The sequence below is a fragment of the Staphylococcus cornubiensis genome (assembly GCF_900183575.1).
Classification (GTDB): domain Bacteria; phylum Bacillota; class Bacilli; order Staphylococcales; family Staphylococcaceae; genus Staphylococcus; species Staphylococcus cornubiensis.
This window is the reverse complement of the sequence record NZ_FXUZ01000003.1, coordinates 231237-252776: the sequence shown is the minus strand read 5'-3', so window position 1 is coordinate 252776 and position 21540 is coordinate 231237. Positions and strand designations below refer to the sequence as shown.

The 21540-nt window shown below is 37.7% G+C and carries 20 protein-coding genes; 13 read left to right on the top strand and 7 right to left on the bottom strand.

Annotated features, from left to right (window positions below):
• Positions 1–404: 404 nt before the first annotated feature.
• Positions 405–1397 (bottom strand): sphingomyelin phosphodiesterase, encoded by a 993-nt coding sequence (sph, locus tag CCE82_RS05810; RefSeq protein ID WP_086428472.1) that lies wholly within the window; start codon positions 1395–1397, stop codon positions 405–407.
• A gap of 249 nt (positions 1398–1646) precedes the next feature.
• Between sph and CCE82_RS05805 the strand changes: the two genes are divergently transcribed.
• A complete protein-coding gene (locus CCE82_RS05805) occupies positions 1647–2345 on the top strand; it encodes an HAD family hydrolase (RefSeq protein WP_086428471.1) in 699 nt (232 codons plus the stop codon).
• A gap of 311 nt (positions 2346–2656) precedes the next feature.
• On the opposite strand, the gene CCE82_RS05800 is transcribed toward CCE82_RS05805, so the two are convergent.
• Both CCE82_RS05800 and CCE82_RS05795 read right to left on the bottom strand, forming a co-directional pair.
• On the bottom strand, positions 2657–3322 hold the full coding sequence (locus CCE82_RS05800) for a deoxynucleoside kinase (RefSeq protein ID WP_086428470.1): 666 nt from the start codon (positions 3320–3322) through the stop codon (positions 2657–2659).
• Positions 3309–3932 carry a deoxynucleoside kinase gene (locus CCE82_RS05795; protein ID WP_086428469.1) on the bottom strand — a complete coding sequence of 208 codons (624 nt, stop codon included), beginning with the start codon at positions 3930–3932 and terminating at the stop codon, positions 3309–3311. The genes CCE82_RS05800 and CCE82_RS05795 overlap by 14 nt, the downstream gene beginning before the upstream one ends.
• Before the next feature lie 68 nt (positions 3933–4000).
• Between CCE82_RS05795 and tadA the strand changes: the two genes are divergently transcribed.
• The 4 genes from tadA (at position 4001) to CCE82_RS05775 (ending at position 8960) form a co-directional block, all read left to right on the top strand.
• Positions 4001–4474 (top strand): tRNA adenosine(34) deaminase TadA, encoded by a 474-nt coding sequence (gene tadA, locus CCE82_RS05790; RefSeq protein WP_086428468.1) that lies wholly within the window; start codon positions 4001–4003, stop codon positions 4472–4474.
• Positions 4475–4625: 151 nt separating this feature from the next.
• Positions 4626–5492: a Cof-type HAD-IIB family hydrolase gene (locus CCE82_RS05785; RefSeq protein ID WP_086428467.1), complete on the top strand. Its 867-nt coding sequence runs from the start codon at positions 4626–4628 to the stop codon at positions 5490–5492.
• A gap of 610 nt (positions 5493–6102) precedes the next feature.
• On the top strand, positions 6103–8295 hold the full coding sequence (locus tag CCE82_RS05780; protein WP_086428466.1) for an amino acid ABC transporter permease: 2193 nt from the start codon (positions 6103–6105) through the stop codon (positions 8293–8295).
• A 2-nt stretch (positions 8296–8297) separates the two neighbouring features.
• Positions 8298–8960 (top strand): ATP-binding cassette domain-containing protein, encoded by a 663-nt coding sequence (locus tag CCE82_RS05775; RefSeq protein ID WP_086428465.1) that lies wholly within the window; start codon positions 8298–8300, stop codon positions 8958–8960.
• Positions 8961–9527: 567 nt separating this feature from the next.
• Here CCE82_RS05775 and folE2 read toward each other — a convergent pair.
• The 4 genes from folE2 to CCE82_RS05755 all read right to left on the bottom strand — a co-directional run bounded on the left by folE2 (position 9528) and on the right by CCE82_RS05755 (position 12432).
• The gene (gene folE2, locus CCE82_RS05770; RefSeq protein WP_086428464.1) at positions 9528–10406 is read right to left on the bottom strand and encodes a GTP cyclohydrolase FolE2; all 879 of its coding nucleotides are present in this window, start codon (positions 10404–10406) and stop codon (positions 9528–9530) included.
• A 45-nt stretch (positions 10407–10451) separates the two neighbouring features.
• The gene (bshB2, locus tag CCE82_RS05765) at positions 10452–11129 is read right to left on the bottom strand and encodes a bacillithiol biosynthesis deacetylase BshB2 (protein WP_086428521.1); all 678 of its coding nucleotides are present in this window, start codon (positions 11127–11129) and stop codon (positions 10452–10454) included.
• An 18-nt stretch (positions 11130–11147) separates the two neighbouring features.
• The gene (locus CCE82_RS05760; RefSeq protein WP_019169042.1) at positions 11148–11507 is read right to left on the bottom strand and encodes a YojF family protein; all 360 of its coding nucleotides are present in this window, start codon (positions 11505–11507) and stop codon (positions 11148–11150) included.
• Positions 11508–11586: 79 nt separating this feature from the next.
• Positions 11587–12432, bottom strand: coding sequence for a MurR/RpiR family transcriptional regulator (locus tag CCE82_RS05755; protein WP_086428462.1), 846 nt, complete (start codon positions 12430–12432; stop codon positions 11587–11589).
• Between the two features lie 187 nt (positions 12433–12619).
• Between CCE82_RS05755 and CCE82_RS05750 the strand changes: the two genes are divergently transcribed.
• From CCE82_RS05750 to CCE82_RS05715, 8 genes are all read left to right on the top strand, one after another.
• A complete protein-coding gene (locus CCE82_RS05750) occupies positions 12620–13297 on the top strand; it encodes an N-acetylmannosamine-6-phosphate 2-epimerase (RefSeq protein ID WP_086428461.1) in 678 nt (225 codons plus the stop codon).
• Positions 13298–13299: 2 nt separating this feature from the next.
• Positions 13300–14034, top strand: a complete 735-nt coding sequence (nagB, locus tag CCE82_RS05745) for a glucosamine-6-phosphate deaminase (RefSeq protein ID WP_086428460.1) — start codon at positions 13300–13302, stop codon at positions 14032–14034.
• 97 nt (positions 14035–14131) lie between these two features.
• Positions 14132–14770 (top strand): 3-hexulose-6-phosphate synthase, encoded by a 639-nt coding sequence (gene hxlA, locus CCE82_RS05740; protein WP_019169037.1) that lies wholly within the window; start codon positions 14132–14134, stop codon positions 14768–14770.
• 1 nt (position 14771) lies between these two features.
• Complete coding sequence (hxlB, locus tag CCE82_RS05735; RefSeq protein WP_086428459.1) at positions 14772–15320, top strand: 6-phospho-3-hexuloisomerase; 549 nt, start codon at positions 14772–14774, stop codon at positions 15318–15320.
• 264 nt (positions 15321–15584) lie between these two features.
• Positions 15585–16442 carry an oxidoreductase gene (locus CCE82_RS05730; RefSeq protein ID WP_086428458.1) on the top strand — a complete coding sequence of 286 codons (858 nt, stop codon included), beginning with the start codon at positions 15585–15587 and terminating at the stop codon, positions 16440–16442.
• Between the two features lie 711 nt (positions 16443–17153).
• Complete coding sequence (locus CCE82_RS05725) at positions 17154–18425, top strand: MFS transporter (protein WP_086428457.1); 1272 nt, start codon at positions 17154–17156, stop codon at positions 18423–18425.
• A 5-nt stretch (positions 18426–18430) separates the two neighbouring features.
• A complete protein-coding gene (locus tag CCE82_RS05720) occupies positions 18431–19900 on the top strand; it encodes an ATP-binding cassette domain-containing protein (protein WP_086428456.1) in 1470 nt (489 codons plus the stop codon).
• Positions 19901–20615: 715 nt separating this feature from the next.
• Positions 20616–21302 (top strand): 2,3-diphosphoglycerate-dependent phosphoglycerate mutase, encoded by a 687-nt coding sequence (locus CCE82_RS05715; RefSeq protein ID WP_086428455.1) that lies wholly within the window; start codon positions 20616–20618, stop codon positions 21300–21302.
• Positions 21303–21540 lie beyond the last annotated feature (238 nt).

Genomic DNA, 21540 nt, shown 5'->3' with positions numbered 1-21540 from the left:
ACTGCAATCTGGTTTGTACAATAACTTTCATGAAGAATTTCAAAATAAAGTTTCACATCGTTTTAATTGAGTGGAATTAATAAACATCAAAAGCTAGAAATCCTGATTTAAAGGGTTTCTAGTTTTTTACGTGCGCTTAGAATGGATAATAGCTGGACGGTGAAAGTGCGCTCTAATTTGTTTAACAGTGCTATTTGATGGTGTGACGTTTTAAACAGTGTTGGACGAGGAGCGAAGGATATTTTCGAAATTAATTTAACATAAAAACCGAGACGTTTCGTAATGGATAACGAAAGTCTCGGCTTCAAGTCGATATGTTATAATTTTTTGTTTCTTTGTAGGGAAAGCATAGGTTTTAATAGCGGGTGATTCAAAAATATGACTATTGTCTATGAGAATGACTGCTATGATTTACTATATGCTTTGACTGGATAGTGATCAGAGTAATCGTTATATACATAGAGGTATGGGAATTTGTAAACATCCCAAGTTGGTGATTTTTCACCTACGACCTCATTAATGAGTTGGCCTGGTTGACGATGGTCTTTATCTACAAAAATATAGTCTAAATATTCAGGTGCACTATTAGGATAATTGTATTTGGCAATTGAGTTAGATTTAGGATCCCATGTGCTTGAATGGCCTGCATAAAGGACGTCATTGACATTTAAGTTTTTCAACATGTCTTGGAATTCACCATTGCCACCATATTTATTGACATTCATGTCGCCACCAATGTAAACAACTTCATCTTTAGGGATGTTTTTATTTTTCACAAAGTCGCGAATTTCGCCCATTTGTTCAGCTCTAATCGCTCGGTCTTGACCTCTGCCACAGCGAGAGTCTTCAGATTGTGTATGCGTACCGATGACATGAACAAATTTCCCATCTTTTTCAATTTTTGTGTAGACAAACCCTTTGTTACTGTCGTTGTCAAAACCACAGCCGTGTCGGAAAACGTGTTGAATTTTTTCTTTAATTGGATACTTACTTACGATTGCAACACCGCCATTTTCAAAAGTCGTACTTGAATAATGGCCTTCCGTACGATCCCATCCTGAATATGAACGACCGAGTACTGGCGTTTGGTGCGGATAGGATGATTTTAAGTTATTGAATAATTGATTGGCTGAAGAGGGATAGAATGCTTCATTGAAAATCACGACATCATTATCTTGTATATATTTGGATTTTGAAATTAAATCTGCACGTTTGTTTTGCCCCCAATTAGGATAGAGAAAACCTGAAAGCATGTAAACGTTGTGCGTCGCTAATTTTAGTTCCGGTTGATTTTGGTCTGAAGCAGCATGGCTAACGCCAGTATTGACCATACCTAAAAGCATCGTAGTGGCTAATAATAGTGATGTTAAGCGTTTTTTTTGTTTTAGTTTTTTCATACTCATCACTCCTTCTGTTATATTTTACATCATTTATAGAATAATAAAATTAAATGATTATTAACTGTTTATGAAAAAATAAATAAATATTAATCTGCTATTTGCAATGAAAGTTAAGTTTTGTAATATAAGAAATAGCAACGCGTGATACAATGGTTCAAGAAAGTACCTCATTAAAAGCGAATTGAGTTATTTTAGCTACTTTTTGTTTGATATAAAGACATCAATGAGATGAATGGAGGCAAATGGATGATTTCAACCCAATGGATATTATTTGATAAAGATGGGACATTGATTCATTTTGATGAAAGTTGGACGAAAATCGGAATTCAACTTGTAGATGATGTATGTGACCATTTTCAACTTGAAGATCGACAAACCGTGTATCGTACGATAGGTATTGAAGACGGTCAATTTAAAAAAGACAGTGTGATGAATGGAGGGACACTGAAAGATTTGATTGCAGTCTTTCAACAGTTTACGGATGAAGATGTGGCGGATTGGGTCGCGCAACGGAGTCAAACTTTAATCAGTCAACGCGTCCCTGAAATTGAATTGTATGAAGGTGTGGCGTCATTGATTCAACGTTTAAAGTCACAAGGCTATGCGTTAGGTATCGTAACCAGTGATAATCATACAGGCGTGACACAATTTCTTGAAAAAACACAATTAACAGATGCATTTGATATGGTCATCTCAACGAATGATGGACAATATGAAAAGCCAGATATTTGTTTACTTCAGCCATTATGGGAGCTTGGTGTGCGCGGCGAAAATGTCATCATGGTGGGCGATACGGATAACGATATGTTGACTGGCAAAAATATGCGAAGTGCCCTGAATGTAGGCGTGCGTACAGGGTTAGGACAAGAGGCGAAGTTCGAAGCGGCAGATGTCGTCATTGACCATGTCGGGCTTTTAGAAGACGTGTTACCTAAAGCGAAATGACAGAGGACAAGCCGTACTTTCATTTTGTAAGTAGTGACATGCACATTCAAAACATACGCATAAAGAAAACAGGCCGGAAAATTTTCCAGCCTGTTCATTTTGCGATTTAAGTCATTGATGAAAAAGTAAGATGATAATTCAAAAGTTATTTCATCTTTCTAACCTATTTGATGCTAAAAATGTTTAAATTGATAAATCCCATTCGGCTTCCACCTCATGTACAGTTTAATTAAAACGGATTGAGTTGAAGAGCGCCACCTAGGAACAGGAGCTTCAGCATGCAATCCATAAAGACCTGTTCATCCAAAGCTTTATGAACGTGTATCAACTTGTCTGTAAGTATTGATAACATGTTCAATTTTCTTCAACACGATATCAATTGAATCAGGATCATCAAACAAGTCATATTCTTTAATATTCACGCGGACAACTGGACATGCATTGAACTGATTAATCCAATCATCATAACGTTGGAATAACATTTTCCAATATTCAGGATCTGTTTCAATCTCCATTTGACGGCCACGTGTTTGAATACGTTCAATCACGGTATCATAATCGGATTCGAGGTAAATGAGTACGTCAGGTTTAGGAAAATAAGGTGTCAACACCATCGCGTCAAACAAGTTAGAGTATGTTTTAAAATCTTCAGGAGACATCGTGCCTTGTTCTTCATGCATTTTCGCAAAAATATCGACATCTTCATAAATCGAACGGTCTTGGACAAATCCACCGCCATATTCAAACATACGCTTTTGTTCTTTGAAACGTTCAGCTAAAAAGTAGATTTGTAGGTGAAAGCTCCAACGTGTGAAATCATGATAAAATTTATCCAAATAAGGATTATGCTCGACGTTTTCGTAGGATGTTCTGAAATTGAGCTTTTCAGCGATTGCACGTGTTAAAGATGATTTTCCTACACCGACTGTCCCGGCAATGGTAATAATAGCGTTCGACGGTATATCATATTGATTCATGTTCATGGCCTCCGATTAGTTCATTAATTTGATTAAATACATACGCATAATCTGCTTCATTTTGGACAAAATCTAGGTTTGTCGTATCAATCCACAACACCGCATGTCCTTCATTTTTTAAAGAATTGTAGTAATTTGCATAGTCTTCTTTGAGTTTCAATAAATAACTGTCTTGAATATGGGCTTCAAAACTGCGATCACGTTTAGCGATACGTTGTTTGAGCACGCTTAATTCTGCATCTAAAATGACCGTGAAATCCGGTGAGATGAGATCTTCAGTTAAAATGTCATAAATTCTTGAAAATTTATCGTATTCTGCATCGTTCAATGTATTGCGTGCAAATATTTTGTTTTTATATATATGATAGTCACTGACAATGCCATCAGTATGTTCTGCAAGGTCTTGATAGTCTTTGTAACGATGGCATAAAAAGAACATCTCAGTTTGAAAACTCCACTTTGAGATATCAGTATAGAAATCTGATAAATAAGGGTTTTCACCGACAATTTCTTTCGCTTCATAAAAGTGATAAGATTGACTCAACTGATGTGCTAATGAAGATTTGCCAACGCCTATCGGACCTTCAATTGCGATAAATGGTTTTTTCATATTTTTCGCTCCATATTATTTATTTTAACCAGTACTAAAAATTTTAACATAAGTGAGGCTAATTCTGTATGACAAGTCATCAATATTATATGTCAATTGCGCTAGAGGAGGCGAGGGAAGCTGCTAAAAAAGGCGAAGTTCCTATTGGCGCGGTCGTTGTCAAAGATGAAAAAATAATCGCTCGGGCGCATAATTTACGAGAAACGGATCAAAGTCCAACCGCACATGCAGAACATCTAGCTATGGAGCGTGCTGCAGAAGCTTTAGGGACATGGCGATTAGAAGGCTGTACGCTTTATGTCACATTAGAGCCGTGTGTGATGTGTGCAGGTACGATTGTGATGAGTCGTGTCGATACGGTTGTTTTTGGTGCGATGGATCCAAAAGGGGGCTGTGTCGGTAGTTTGATGAATCTCGTTCAAGATAGTCGAATGAATCACCGTGCAACTGTTGTGACGGGTGTGTTGGCCTATTCTTGTGGTGAAATTTTACGACAATTTTTTAAAGCGTTACGTTTGCACAAAAAGCGACAAAAGAATTAAGTCATTGTTTTACAGTTTCTCTAGATGTGTGGATGATAAAGCGCATGCCATGAATTCATTTTACGGTACTTCCTATTATAACTTTGTTAAAATGAGATTATATTTTAAACGAGGCAATGGATTAAAGAAAAGTAATGAGAGAGGGATTGAGATGGTTAAACTGATAGCAACAGATATGGATGGGACGTTGTTGAATGCAGCTCATGAAGTATCACAAGAAAATGTCGAGGCGATTCAATATGCCCAGTCTCAAGGTGTGACGGTGGTCATTGCGACAGGACGAGCATTTTATGAGGCGAATGATCCGATTATGGCTACAGGTTTAAAGGTACCGTATATTTGTTTGAATGGTGCTGAAGTGCGAGATGAAAGCTTCGATATCGTCCATACGTCAAGCTTGAACCATGGATTGTATCAACGCATTCGCCAAACACTCAACAATGAAAATATGTACTATCAAGTCTATACGAACTTTGGTATTTACACAGAAGACCCAGAGAAAGACTTAGCCATATATTTAGACATTGCGAAACATTCAGGTCAAAAAGGCGATGCAGAGAAAATTAGACAACATATCCAACATCGTATCGACCTTGGTACATTAAAAGTCGTTGATAATTATGATGATATCGAATCTGTACCAGGCGAACTGATTATGAAAGTTTTAGCATACGATAAAGATTTAGATAAAATTGAACGTGTGAAAAAGCAACTATCAGAAAGTAGTAATTTAGCTGTTTCCTCATCTTCACTCGGTAACATTGAAATTACACATATCGATGCACAAAAAGGTCTAGCCTTACAAGCCATTGCCGACCAACTCGGTATCGATATGGCGGATACCATGGCTGTGGGTGATAACTTAAATGACAAGTCCATGTTAGAACGTGTTGGCGTGGCTGTCGCGATGGAAAATGCGTTGCCAGAATTGAAAGACATTGCGACATTTGTCACAGATTCGAATGAAAACAGTGGTGTCGCAAAAGCCATTTACCGTGTATTGGGGAAAGAAGAATAAAACGAAAATCAATAAATGAATGTTTAAAAGGCGGGACAAAAATTTTGATTGTCTTCCCTTGATATATTTTCATCAAATTGTTTTCATTGATAGCCTTTTTAATTTTCGCAATTGCCATCATGGACTCGCGTTCCTAGGGGACTTGCTTCAACTAAATTCGGCTTGATTAAAGTGTGCATTGGAATGAAGCCGAATTGGATTTTCAGCTGCGTCTGATCCCTCAGGAGTCTCGTCCATTTCAGCAATTTGAATTTAAGTGCTGCGTATCAATTGGGAAAATTTATAAGATGAAAAATCAAAAAAAATTGATTTCCATTAACCATAATTGATTTTACATTTTCATATTTTGATTTTTACTTATTATAGAGAGGGGCTGGGAAACTCAATCGTGTCTCAATCCTCAACCTAAATGAATGTTTCAAGTGTAGGACAGAAATCTTGTTTTAAAGGTTTCGTTGTCCTGCACTTTTTTATTGTTCTGCATGTCACTAAAAGAATTTTGTAATACTACATATAAAATAAAACTAAATAATTTTACATTCGTATTACTTGTGAGTATTATAATAAGTGAAAACGCTTCATATGATGACGGACAAAGAGGGGGAGATAAATGAAAAATATACAATTAGTAGGAAAGATACGGTATTTCATCTTTGCATTAGTCGCTATTCAAGCCATCATTATTTTGATGATGACAACGTTTCGATTAGGTGAAGTGTATGATGAAAAATGGGACGAGATACAGAATTCGGCGGATCAGCATCAGTTTTATTTAAACCGTATCACCATCGAACAAAAAGAAAATGTCATGGATGTATTAAAACAATTTCCTGAACTTTTGATTCTGACATCGACAGTTGATGAAGAGACACAGCATGAATTGATTGGTGTAACAGGTAAAGCGGAACAATTTCCAGAAATTCAACTGTATGATTATCAAATCATGTCTCAACCAGATATCAAAAAATTATTGAATAGTAAAAATGAAAAAGCAACGATTGGAGATTTTAATGGTTCTATCAATAATATTAAAAAATTCAATACGCCTTACTTTGCTAAAAAGCATTCTATTGTCAATTTGCAGAATTACATCAATACGACAAAAAGTATCAATGGCACATATACAGTTTATGGTTCAGAACAGCAATTCAATCAGTTGATTAAAGCGTTGTCTGTAGTGACACATCAATCTGAAACGGCTTTGACAACGGTCAATGGCGGCGTTGCTAAAATGGATAATACAGTCACGGTTGTATTGTCATGTTTATTGATCATGACTATGTTAGCAGTGCTCATATTGTTTATTGCTGTTACAGTAGCAAACCTTAAAAATTTAGGGCATTTAACGCTTTTAGGGTGGTCAAAATGGACAGTTGCGAATAAAGTGTTGCGTCAATTTGTTGTGTTTTCAATCCTGATTATTCCTGTTTTTGCAGTTATTTTATGGTATGTGAGTGGTTGGCATTCGATTACATTAAAAGTTTTGTCTTACTTCTTTTTAGGTGGCGTAATCAATTTAACACTCATACTCTTCATGACTGGTATAGCGGTGTTTACGGTATTTTCAATGAAGCCGGTAGATGCAATTAAAGGGAAAGTGCCGCATCGTACACTCTATGGGATGGGCGCATTAGGTTATGTACTTCTAAGTGTTTTGCTCGTGTTCGGTAGTGTCCGATTGGATGAACCTATGAAAGAGGTTGTACAAAATTTTCGGATTGCCAAACAATGGGAAGGTGTTTCTCAATACTACACATTAAAAGATATACAAACAGGGGAAGATCTTTCAACGATAACTGGAAAATCTAATGCTTTAGATCGCGATATTTATCATTGGTATCAATCTATTGTCAAAGATGCTAACGTATTCATTGCACATTCTGAATATTTTGATAAAGACTTGCTTGAATATTATCGACAGCAAGCGATTTATGAAAATGTACCAGAAAAGCCATTTTGGTATATGACTTTTTCACCCAATTATTTAAAGCAGATTCAACTCAATATAGAACAGCAATATATCGATACTGCTGAGCGCGGTACAAAGATGTTTTTAATACCTGATACTTACACGAAACAACAGAAAGAAAAGTTTGAACAATGGATTAAAGAAAGTGAGTCAACTGAACGAAATGAAAATGATATTCCGACTGCATATAATCAGGAAAATCGTTTTAAATTTGTGACGTACCATTTTGAGCAAAAAATATTTAGTTGGAACAATACGCCAAACGATGAAGTGATGGTAAAAGATCCGATTATTTATATCATTACGCCAGAAAATATGAACTACTTACAATCAGAAAGCATGAGAAGTAATGATTTGAACAGCTATATTAAATTTAAGGATCGACAAACAGCAGAAAAATATACTGCAAAAAGCTACTTGGAACCCTATCATTTAGCAGACAATGAACCAAAATTTGTCCCTATTCAAATCTTTATTGATGGACTTCAAAAAGACTTAGCAGAAACAATCGTCTGGTTTGGTAGTTTTATTGTTGGTGCGCTGGTGCTATCCATTCTTTTACTCATCTCATTGGCTTATGTGTATCGACTGACACATTATGAACGCCTTTATATTTCAAAGTTTTTAGGATTCAATTTCTTTAAAATGTATAGAGTTCCGATGATTTTGATTTTAAGTATTTGGGCGGTTGATATGCTTGTCGTTTTATTCTGGCCATCAAAATCAGGGGTTATTTCTATTACAATTTACGGCGTGATTCAGTTACTCATTTTTTACTTGTATATGTCGCGCAATGATATTAAACAATTACTTCTTACAATTAAGGAGAAATGATAATGAAAGCAATTGAAATCAATCATATAACGAAAAAATTTGGAAGTAGAACGATTATCCGTGATTTTTCACTTGATATTCATCAAGGAGAATTTGTAGCCATTGTTGGGAAATCAGGTTGTGGGAAATCAACATTGCTCAATATGATAGGACTTTTAGAAACGATAGAAACGGGTGAAGTCAAAATTTACAATCAGGCAATTCCCAACATTAACTCAGCTGCAGCGACAAAATTGAGAAGACATACGATTAATTATTTATTTCAATCCTATGCGCTTATTTCTGATATGACTGTAAAAGATAACTTATTACTGGCGCTCGAGTATGTCAAAATCAGCCAGAAAGAGAAAATCAACAAAATTCAGCAAGTGTTACAGAAACTTGAAATTGATGCATTATTGAATGACAAAATTAATACTTTATCGGGTGGAGAGCAACAACGTGTAGCGGTAGCGAGAACGATTTTAAAACCTGGGGACATCATTTTAGCTGATGAGCCGACTGGTGCGCTTGATCCAAAACTCGCAGACATCGCGTTCGAATTCATACGACAGTTGCGTGATCACGATAATAAAACCATCGTACTTGTCACGCATAATATTGAGCAAGCCAAACAAGCTGACCGTGTGATTGATCTTAACGCTTTGAATGAGAAAGTGTGCTAGTCGCTATTGAAATTTGTTTTTATGTGCGCGGTAATTGAAGCAATTTTATTGTATTGATGATCACTGATCTAAAAAGGAAAAGACTGGGACATTAGTTTTCCCAGTCTTTATCATGGTTTTATGATGTATTAATAATTATAAAATAGTCAAAAAATGAGGATGAATTGGACATGAAAATTGATGATATTGTTTTTCTTGATTTCATAAACTTGCCCTCATTTTCATTGTGTATATTGTAAAATTGCCCAGAAGGCTGACACTCCTGAGGGAATAAGTGCATACTGCTAACAGTCACTTCTTTACTTTAATAGTGGTTGCTGTTTATCGCAGTAGCTGTCTGACTTCTCAATGCGCTCGCTTTTGAGAAGTCTAGTCAGCCTTGCGGGGGCAGTACTACAAAATCTTTGTTACACATGAGATTTCTATACTGCTCCCAAAATCCAATTCGGCTTCCATCTAATGTAATGCTTCAATCAAGCCGAATTTAGTTGAAGGACCAGCCCCTAGGAAAGGGAAGCCGTGAGGGCAGTCAAAATCTAAAAATCATAGGAACTGAGGGCTATCCCATTATTTTCGATATTTCAATTTCGCAAATGCGTCATGTTGATGAATCGATTCTTCGTTACGACACTCAATGTCAAAGCCTTCTAACCATGAGACTTCGACTAAATCAGCCGCAATTAAACGAATTAAATCTTCCACAAAACGCGGATTCTCATAAGCACGTTCTGTCACGCGCTTTTCGTCCGGACGTTTTAAAATTGGATACAACATGGAGCTTGCATTGGCTTCCATCGCATCTAAAATGACTTCCTTGTAATCTTCTGGAAGTGTTGTCGTTTTATCGAGATATGCTTTCACTGTAATGATACCGCGTTGGTTATGTGCGGAATACTCACTGATTTCCTTTGAACAAGGACATAAAGTTGTGACAGCGGCTTCGATCGTGATTTCTTTACGAGACACTGCATCATTGTCTAGCGCTAAACCATAAGTCACATCCGCATGACCGACTGCTTTCATTTGTGTAACGGGGCTATAGCGATTAAAGAACCACTTACCGCTCACATCTACACCAGCACTGTGTTGTTTCATGCGACTTTTCAATTGGTTTACTAATTGTGTTAATGCATCAAACTCAAGACGAATGCCATTATCATATTCCGCTTCTACAGATTCTAAGATACGGCTCATATTAATGCCTTTTTCGTCTTTGTTGAGGCTTGTTGAAAAACTAAAGTTCCCAGCGGTTTGATATTGATCAATCCATACGGGGTACACGAGATTTTTAATGCCTACTTCTTCTATTTCAAACAAAAAATTCTTATGTGTACTTTGAAGGTCGGTCATTTCATCTTTGGTTGTTGGTTTCGTTCCTTTGATCGGATCTACTGAACCAAAATGTTTCCAACGACCTTCACGTGTCGATAAATCGAATTCAGTCATGTATCTTCCTCCACTAAAATGTCACATGCATGTGCAATACGTTATTTATTTAAATGAATAAGTCCAAAATGTTTCAGTTGTTAAAAAGTTTGCGGCATCTTTAGGCGCACCTGAAACGTCACCTTGTGGATTGGCAAGTTGCTCAAGGAAAGGTCCCGTTTGCGAACGATGTGCTTCAAATGCGGCATACTTACGGTCTCGATAAGCTGAAATGTCATTGACGATATCGGGTTCGCCCAATTGTTCAACGGCATCATTACTAAATGCGACTAATTGCAGTCTTGGACGACGCGAAACCTCCATACGACCGACAGTTCTCACGACCGCTTCTGCTGTTGCCTCATGATCAGGATGTACAGCAAAACCTGGATAAAATGAAATAATCGTGGAAGGTTGTGTTTCATCGATAAGTGATTGCACCATCGCATCCATTTCTTCCACGGGTTCAAATTCTACTGTTTTATCACGCAAGCCCATTTTACGTAAATCTGTAATACCAATTGCTTTCATAGCGTCATCAAGCTCACGTTCACGAATATCAGGCAGTGATTCACGTGTGGCGAAAGGTGGGTTGCCGAGATTGCGTCCCATTTGCCCGAGTGTCAGACATGCATATGTCACTGGCACACCTTCATCAACATAACGTGCAAGCGTACCTGCAGAAGAAAATGTCTCATCGTCCGGGTGTGGGAAGATGACAAGAATATGTTTTTCAGTTGTCATAATCATCATAACTCCTTTCTATGCTTTAAAAGGCTTGTGGCTCATTTCAAGTGCTGCCGCAAGTTGTCCTTCATAATTGAATCCTGCCAATAAAAACATACCGTCTTCAGTCACTTCATAATGCGTTAAACCTTGAACGTATACCCAGCTATGTTCGCCGAGCTTCAGTCCTACACGGTAAGGGTCTTTTTGTCCCCCTTTAAGTTGTGCATGTTGGTATGTGACTTGGATGTTTCTTAAAAAAGTACCTGCATTAAACACACGTTGATCGAAGTGATTGGCATAAGCGCCATTTGTCGTTTCAACGTGAAGATAGACAGGTTGATTTGCGTATTCGTCAAGTAATGCTTGTACCGCTTCTTCTGTAATCGGTTGCAAAAGACTCACTGCCTTCCTGATTATGATTATCTATCTATTTTACTAAAAATGACTCCAAATTAATATACCTCTGCTCAGTTTAATCTTGTAGACGGTGAAAATCATGCGTCGAATAAGTCGCGGGCGCTCTTTTTGACAACAGTTGTTGATAGCTCGAGGTGAAATGTGCCAACCGCGCTTCATCTTGGAGTAAATGGTAACTTAATAAATCAATAATAAAGTGATTGGCAAGTTGAGAATTAATAAAGTAAGCGTCATGGGTTTGATTACGATCAGCTGTCATAATGATGCGATGACAGTATTGTTCAAGTGCAGGCGTTCGAAAATGAGAAATGGCTATAATCGTCGCGCCATTTTCACGACCGTGACTCAAACTGTCCATAATTTCTTTCGTGGCACCACTATTCGTAAAAGCAACGATGGTTGTATTACCTTGACACATATGTCCAATCACGGTCATTAAATGCGCATCAGTAATAGCCAGGGTATTAAATCCCATGCGAGAAGTGCGAAAGTACAATTCTTGTGCGCTTAATCCAGAGCTGCCAATACCGATGAAAATGATTTTGTCGCTTTGTTGAATTGTATTGACGAGGTACATCAAGTCATCTTCAACGAGAAATTCTCCAGTGTGATCCATGATTGAACGATAATGTTGATGCAAAATTTGTATGGAAGGACTATTGTGTATCGGTTCAGTTTGCAGTTCGTGTTGGATTGCGAAACGAAACGATTGGAAGCTGTCATAATTTAATTTATGGGCAAAGCGTGTAATACTAGAAGGTGACACACCAATCGCATCAGCTAAGTGATTAATGGCACCTAAGTTCGTATCATCATCAAGCGATAAAATAAATTGAGCGATTTGTTGGTCGACTTTCGTGAAAAGGTGTTGATTTTGTTGAATACGATTTTCAATTTTCATCGTCATCCTCCTTTTAAATTCAGTATATTTGAAAATAATTTCCAAAACAACGTATTTTGTTGACGAAAATTTTCTTAGTGATATATTGAGAGTGAACAGGGAGGAAGAGGACATTCAAATTGTATATGGACCTCACGTTTCGACCATTAAAAATGAAGTAGAAGAACAATTAGAAGGGAGTCATTAGATGAATTTATCACAAGGATTAATCGTATCTTGCCAAGCGTTACCAGATGAGCCACTCCATTCATCGTTTATTATGGGGAAAATGGCGTTAGCTGCACAACAAGGAGGCGCTGTGGGGATTAGAGCGAATACGAAAGCAGATATTTTAGCAATTAAAGAAGAGGTGGATTTGCCAGTCATCGGTATTGTGAAGCGGGACTATGACAATTCTTCTGTGTTTATTACCGCAACGCAAAAAGAAGTGGATGAACTGTTAGAAAGCGGATGTGAAGTGATTGCGATGGATGCGACATTGCGTGAACGTCCTGCTGAAGATTTAGAAGCGTTAGTACAGTACATTCGTAAAGCGGCACCTCATGTCGAAATGATGGCAGACATCGCGACAGTAGAAGAAGCGAAAAATGCAGAGCGTCTTGGCTTTGACTATATCGGTACAACGTTACACGGCTATACAGAACAAACGACGGGCCAAGTGTTATACGCGAATGATTTTGCATTTTTGAAAGACGTGTTAGCGAACGTATCTCAAAAAGTGATCGCTGAAGGCAATGTCATTACACCCGAAATGTTAAAAACGGTGATGGATTTAGGCGTGTATGCGGCAGTCGTTGGTGGTGCCATTACGAGACCACGCGATATTACAAAACGCTTCGTCAAAATGATTGAGGAGGAAAAATAGCGATGAAAATTATCAATTTAGGTAGTGAAGCGAACGCATCTTTTTACGTTGCGAGCGAATTATTTAAACAAATGTTATACCAAAAAGACAGCCGTTTAGGATTAGCGACGGGTGGCACAATGGTCAAAGTGTATGACTATTTAGTGGAATTACTCCAAAAAAATCAAATCGACGTGTCTCAAGTTGAAACGTTTAATCTCGATGAATACGTCGGCTTAGCTTCTGATCACGAGGAAAGTTATTGCCAATATATGAAAAATGTCTTATTCGATGCATATCCTCATTTTACTGCTCAAAATATCCATGTTCCAAATGGTGAAGCAGAAGATATTGAAGCAGAAGCCGCACGTTATGAATCGTTATTAGAAGAAGGCGGTCCGTTAGATATTCAAATTTTAGGTATTGGTCAAAATGGTCATATCGGTTTTAATGAACCGGGGACACCGTTTGAAAGTTTAACGCATTGTGTCAATTTGACTGAAAGTACGATTAAAGCGAACAGCCGCTATTTTGATTCAATTGATGATGTGCCAAAACACGCCATTTCAATGGGATTGAGTTCAATTATGAAAGCGAAACGTATCATTCTGTTAGCGTTTGGTGAGCAAAAACGTGAAGCCATTCGTCATTTAATGAGCCAAGAAGTAACAACAGATGTGCCGGCTACGATTTTACATCGTCATCCGCATGTTGAAGTGTTTGTGGATGACGCGGCAATGCCTGAAATTGAAAAGTAAGCAGTGTTGAACTAGAAATCCGACATGTTTAATCTCTTTTGAAAAGGGTAATCCACCAACTGTGAGAGACAAAACATGACGGAGGATTGATGGAATCATGGAATTACAATTAGCCATTGATTTATTAAATAAAGAAGACGCTGCAGAACTTGCGAAAAAAGTAACGGACTATGTGGATATCGTTGAAATTGGGACACCTATCGTGATTAATGAAGGTTTACCTGCTGTTCAACATCTAAAAGATAACGTGAAAGATGAAGATGTGAAAGTATTAGCCGATTTAAAAATTATGGACGCGGCAGACTATGAAGTGAGCCAAGCTGTGAAATTTGGCGCAGATGTGGTCACAATTTTAGGTGTGGCTGAAGATGCATCCATCAAAAATGCAGTGGAAGAAGCGCACAAGCATGGTAAAGAATTACTGGTCGACTTAATTGCTGTTCAAGATTTAGAAAAACGTGCGAAAGAAATCGACGCATTAGGTGCAGACTATATCGCAGTGCATATCGGTTATGACTTACAAGCTGAAGGTCAATCACCGTTAGAAAGCTTAAGAAAAGTGAAATCAGTCATCAAAAACGCTAAAATCGCTGTCGCTGGTGGGATTAAACCAGAAACAGTTAAAGAAGTTGCGGATGAAGGTCCTGATTTAATTATCGTAGGTGGCGGTATCGCAAACGCCGACGATCCACGTGAAGCGGCTAAACAAATCCGTGAAGCGATTGAAGGTAAATAAGATGGCCATTCAACAGCAGTTTGAACTGATTTGCCGTGAGATCGAACAAACGTTATCACAAGTGGATGACCCAGCGATAGCGCAATTTGAACAAGCTGTATCTGATGCAGAAGCGGTGTTTGTGACAGGTAAAGGCCGTTCAGGATTCGTCGCGAACGGTTTTGCGATGCGTTTGAATCAACTTGGCAAAAAAGCACATGTCGTCGGCGAAACAACGACACCGTCCATTCAAAAAGATGATGTACTCGTTGTTATTTCCGGTTCAGGTTCGACAACGCATTTAAAATTGTTAGCCGATAAAGCCCATGAAGTCGGTGCTACGATTGTATTAGTCACGACAGCAGCAGATTCTAAGATAGGGGAATTGGCAGCAGTGACGCTCGTCCTTCCAGCTGGTACGAAACATCAGGCTGAAGGTTCAGAACAACCGCTCGGCAGCTTGTTTGAACAAAGTGCACAGTTGATGTTAGATGGTGTTGTATTAGACTTCATGACCGCATGGGACGTTGATGAAACGACGATGCAAAACAATCATGCGAATTTAGAGTAAAGTGAATAGAATGACATATTTAAGTCGATGAAAGAGCTAGTTTCTACAATAAGGATGTAGGGACTAGCTTTTTTGAATAGATGGAAGGGTTGAAACAGTGGGGATGATGTCGATTTAAGAGATAAAGAAGAAATGTGCGCGACACGGCGTTGGCAACACACAATCAACTCGCTTTACTTATAAATAAAAAAAGAATATATTGAGATATAACTATAAAAGGACGAGAAATGGCATTAAAACTTTGCGATTGAAAGGATGAACGAGATGAAAATAGCCATCATTGGGCCCGGTGCGGTAGGAACAGCGATTGCTTCAGCATTGGATACGCTAGATGTAACATTGTTAGGGAGACAAGATAAAGTCATGACATTTGAAGAGCGCGACACAGGAGAACGTAAAAGTATCCCTGTCAAAGCGTTGTCATCTGTAACGACGACGTTCGATGTGGTATTTATTGCGGTGAAGACCCATCAAATTGATACGATTTTACCACAACTGAAAACCATCACACACGCGCAATCGAAAGTGATTTTAGCACAAAATGGTAGTGGCTTACTTCCAAAATTAGAGGGCTACGATGCGTACCAAGCTGTCGTTTACATTAGTGGTGAAAAACAAGAGGATAAAGTGAGACATGACAAGGATTACCGCATTCAGTTGAAGAAAGATACGTTTACTGAACAATTGAAAGCGGCCATTTCAACGACTGAGCTCACGTTAGAACTTGAAGAAAATATTGAGAAGGCGATTTGGTTTAAATTGATTTTCAACCTCGGTATGAACACATTGACTGCATTAAGTCGAGACACCGCACGCTTGTTGAAAGACGAACGTATGCTGGAATTATGTAAAAACTTGCTTAAAGAAGGTTTGCAAGTCGCTAATGCGGAAGGGATTACGTACGAAGATTCATTTGTAGAAGATGTCATTGCGGCGTATCGCATCTTTTCTGATGAAAGTGCGACGAGCATGTATTATGATACGATGAACGAACGCGTGACAGAAGTTGAAGCGATTCAAGGTTATATTTACAGACAAGGTCAAAAACATCAACTCCACATTCCTTATATTGAAACGACATATACGTTGTTAGCACATCAAAATGAGGTCAGACAGCGATAGAAAAAGAAAATGTGGTATGGGGGAGGGGACATAAAAATTTTTAAATTGTCTTTCTTTGATACATTTTATCAAATCCCTTTCATTGATAACTTTTTTAAATTTTCACAATTGTTGCCATGGACTTGCGTTCCTAGGGGACTTGCCTCAACTCAATTCGGCTTGATTAAAGTGTACACTGGTATGAAGCCGAATTGGATTTTCGGGAGCAGTACAGAAATCTCATGTGTAACAAAGATTTCGTCGTACTGCCCCCGCAAGACTGACTAGACTTCTCAAAAGCATGCGCATTGAGAAGTCAGACAGCTGCTGCGATAAACAGTAGCCACTATCAAATTCAAATGACGGTATTTTGTTTTCGACTTTATCCCTCAGGAGTCTCAGCCATTTTAGCAATTTGAAATGAAATGCTGCGAATCAATGAAGATAGCTTATAAGGTGACAAAATCAAAAATTTTTATTCCCATTAACCTTAATTGATTGTACATTTCTATATTTTGATTTCCGTTCATCGTAGGAGAGGGTCTGGGAAACTCAATGATGTCCCATCTCTCTTTTTTACATTCAAATTACAGAAAATTCCGTCTTCTATATTGTATATGTGCCTATATTTGTGTAAGATTGAACCAAGACGGTCGGGATTGAGAGTCAAAATGGATGTGCTAGCAATCTCAATGATTCATGAAATAGATTCATCTTATGAGGTACAGTCCCATGAATATTTTGAGAAGTAATAGAAATTTTAGGTTTTTTATGTCATCGAATGCGTTAAGTGCAATCGGTGGGGTGTTGTTTAATTTAGTGTTTATTGTTTATGCGCAAAATATGGAAAATGCCAAACTTGCGATCAGTGCGATTGTCATTGTGTCAACGATTCCTATGATAGGTGATTTTTTATTAGGCTATTTTTCAGATAGAACAGTACATAAATATCGTATGTTTCTGATGAATAAATTAGTGCAAATGACTATCTACTTGGTGTTTGCATTTTTGATGTCTTTTGAAGCGAATTGGATCATTTTTGGCTGTTTACTCCTGTTAAACTTTGTCTCGGATTTGATTTCTTTATACAATGTTTATTTGGAAATCCCTATTGTGAAACATCTTGTAATGGCAGAAAGTTTAACGGATGCACGGGCGCTTGATAATGGGTTGCATCATACAGTAGGGTTGCTAGGGAAGCTATGTGGAGCGAGTCTGATTGTCCTGTTAAATTACAATTTTTCGTTGCTCAGTTTATTGAATGCACTGTTGTTTTTATTGTCGTTTTATATTTTATGGTGTAACCGCCAACAATTCAAAATCGCGATACCTTCAAAAAATTATTATGAGGGAGAGCGTTTGAATGTTAAAACGGTTGTACAAGATAGCTATAAAAATTTAAAAACGCTCTTTAAATACAAACAAATCTTTCATTTTGCGATGATTTTTGCATTGATGAATCTAATCAGTTTTGCGCAAGAAGGTTTGTTACTCCTGTCATATTCGGAAAATGAAGCGTTGTTATTTTTCAATTTCACTTTTACATTAACACTTTATACGACTGCTGAAGCGTTAGGCATGATTACTGGTTCAATGTTTCCTTTTAAGGCGTTAAGGAAGACATCGATTGAAGCGAATCTAATTTTTGAAATGATGTTGACTGTGTTGATTATTTTCAATTTACTGTTGATTGAAGAACGCTATTCATTACTCATTTTACTGTTTTTATCCGGTTACTTTATGGGGATTTCTAACCCTAGAATTGATGCTTTTATTATGCAAACGTTACCTGACAAAGTACTCTCGTCAGTAACAAGCATTTTTTATACATTAGTACAGCTCACAATCCCGATAGGCACTTTTGTTTTTCTCACGCTGTCCAATGTTTTTTCAATCAAGCTTGCATGGTTGATGTTGTCTGTAGTTGGTGTGGGACTACTTATTTATGCCTTTATGTTTGCACGTCAATATCATACACAACCAGAAAAGCATAGTGAGGGGTGAGAGTGATGGGACATATTCGTATTAAAAATTTATCTTTTAAGTATACAGATGCTATTTTCACAGACCTCAATTTAAACATCGATGACAGTTGGAAATTAGGACTCATTGGACGCAATGGTCGAGGGAAGACGACATTTTTAAAATTGCTATTAAACCAACTTGAATATGAAGGACAGATTGAGGCATCAGTGACTTTTAAATATTTTCCAGCTTACCCAGAGCCTCAACAATATGTGACTGTGGAGGAGATGTTGCTTGAACGGAATCCAACTTTAGAACCTTGGCGTATTTATAAAGAGTTTTCGTTAATCGGCTTGGATACGGCATTGTTGTATCGTGATTTTGATACGTTAAGCGGTGGTGAGCAAGTGCGTGTGCTGCTTGTAGAGTTGTTTTTAGAAGAACATAACTTTGCGTTGATTGATGAGCCTACGAATAATTTAGATATTGAAGGTCGAAAAGTGGTGCAACGCTATTTGGATAAAAAGAAAGGTTACATTCTCGTTAGTCACGATCGTCAATTTTTAGATCACACCGTAGAATATATTTTATCGATTAATAAAAATAATATTGAGTTGATTAAAGGCAATCTTAAAACTTGGGAGACCGAAAAAGCACATGCAGATCAACTGGCACAAGAGAAAAATGCGGCTTTGAAGAAGGAAATTAAAAGATTAGATCAAGTGTCGAAAAGTTTGAAATCGTGGGGCGCGTCGAGGGAAAAGAGTTCCAAAGATTCATTTGATAAGGCACGTGCAGCGAAACTGATGAAACGGTCAAAAGCTGTAGTGAAACGAAATGAAAAGAAGATTGAGGAAAAGCAAGCCTTAATTGATAATGTTGAAAAAGTCGAAACGATTCAATTGGACGTCGATGTCGTTAAAAAACAGGTGTTATCACTCAGAAATTTTTCAATATTAATGGATGGAAAACCATTGTTTAAGCCGATTAATGTGACGTTGTTGCCGTCAGAGATATTATTTATTGTAGGTGAAAATGGTGTGGGGAAATCAACATTATTCAACTTTATACAACATCCAGAACAGTATGATACTGTAGGAGAGTATGACATTCATTTACCTGAAAAGACGTCGGTGGTCGATCAAAAATATGTGTATCAAGATGGTTACAATCAATGGTTTCAATCTTTGCCACAACCTCAAAAGGAGAAATTTCTACATTTACTTTATCAATTAGGAGTCGATAAGAGAAAGTTTGCGACGCGACAAACGGAAGGCTGGAGTGATGGCGAAAAGAAAAAAGTGTTGATTGCGCATTCACTCATTCAGCAAAACAGTTTGTTGATGTGGGATGAAGTGACCAACTATCTGGACTTTTATGTTGTGGACCAACTGATTGACATGTTGGCAAACGCACAACCGACCATGATTGCGATTGATCATAATGCACATTTTGTAGAAACACTCGCTTCTAAAACCATTCAATTGGTACGTGATGAAGGGATTGAAATATAGAAAATTTCAAGTCTTAATCCATCCCAAAATTTATGATTCATTAATGACTTTAAAGCAATCGGAAAATGAGGGGGATTGGCGTATAAAAAATTGATGCTATTGTTTTCTTGATTTCATAAACTTGACCTCAGTTTCTCTGTATTGGGTCTAAGATTGCCAGAAGGCTGAGACTCCTGAGGGATAATACAAGGGCTTAATGCGAGTTCTAATGTTTAATCATGGTTGCTGTTTATCGCAGTAGCTGTCTGACTTCTCAATGCGATCACTTTTGAGAAGTCTAGTCAGCCTTGCGGGGGCAGTACTACGAAATCTTTGTTGCACATGAGATTTCTGTACTGCTCCCAGAATCCACTAACGCCTCAACAAGTGTAACAGTTTAATCAAGCGTTAGTTAGTCGAAGGGCTAGCCTCTCGGAAAGCGAAGCCATGAGGGCAATCAAAAACATTATTCATAGTGAGAGGGCAAGTAAACAAAGTACTGCATCAATAGCATCAAAAATTTTCATCCCTTCTTTGGAATTAGGGGGGAGCAAATGACTCAATATATTCAAATTTTATCATGTTGGAATCATGAAAAAGCATAAAAAACTTGTTATAATCAATTTATAAAATAAAGTAAGCGCATTTGTTGGTACAATAATCAGTACGTGAACGTCTATTTTTGATCAACAAATGTTGCGGCACTGGCGTTCACGACATAGAAAGAAGGTAAAACATGCCAAAACTTATTTTATGTAGACACGGACAAAGCGTCTGGAATGCTGAAAACTTATTTACAGGATGGGCAGACGTCGATTTATCCGAACAAGGTCACAACGAAGCAATCACATCAGGAAAAAAATTGAAAGAACAAGAAATTCAGATTGATATTGCATTTACCTCATTATTGAAGCGTGCGATTAAGACAACGTTTCATTTATTAAATGAGTCTGATCAACTCTTTGTACCCGTTGTTAAATCATGGCGTTTGAATGAACGTCATTATGGCGGTTTACAAGGATTAAATAAAGATGAAGCACGTCAGCAATTTGGTGAAGAACAAGTACATATTTGGAGACGATCCTACGATACACCGCCGCCAGCACAAGATGAAGCACAACGCGAGCGCTATTTAAAAGATCGCAAATACGAATTATTAGATAGACGCGTGATGCCTGAATCTGAAAGTTTGAAAGATACTTTGGTGCGTGTGATCCCATATTGGAACGACCAAATTTCTCAAGAACTCCTCGCCGGTAAAACAGTATTAGTCGCTGCACACGGGAACTCATTACGTGCTTTGATTAAATATTTAGAAGGCGTCTCAGATGAAGATATCGTCGGCTATGAAATTAAAACAGGTGCACCACTGATTTACGAATTGACAGATGGTTTAAAAGTCATTGATAAATATTATTTATAAACATCTTATTGCTGAAAAGAATGAGAGATAAATTTACTATGTTATTTGCCATCATGGACGAGGTTTGAAAGCAATAAAATCAATCACTTCAAAACCTTTGACCTGATTCGTCCAAGTTAGCACTTTAAATATAGTTAGGGAAAGGCTGGGCATTTCACGATGACCCGGCCTTTTCATATGGAAATACACGAATATTTTTCAGTTATCATTGCGTTAAATTTTGCATGATGCGTGATGA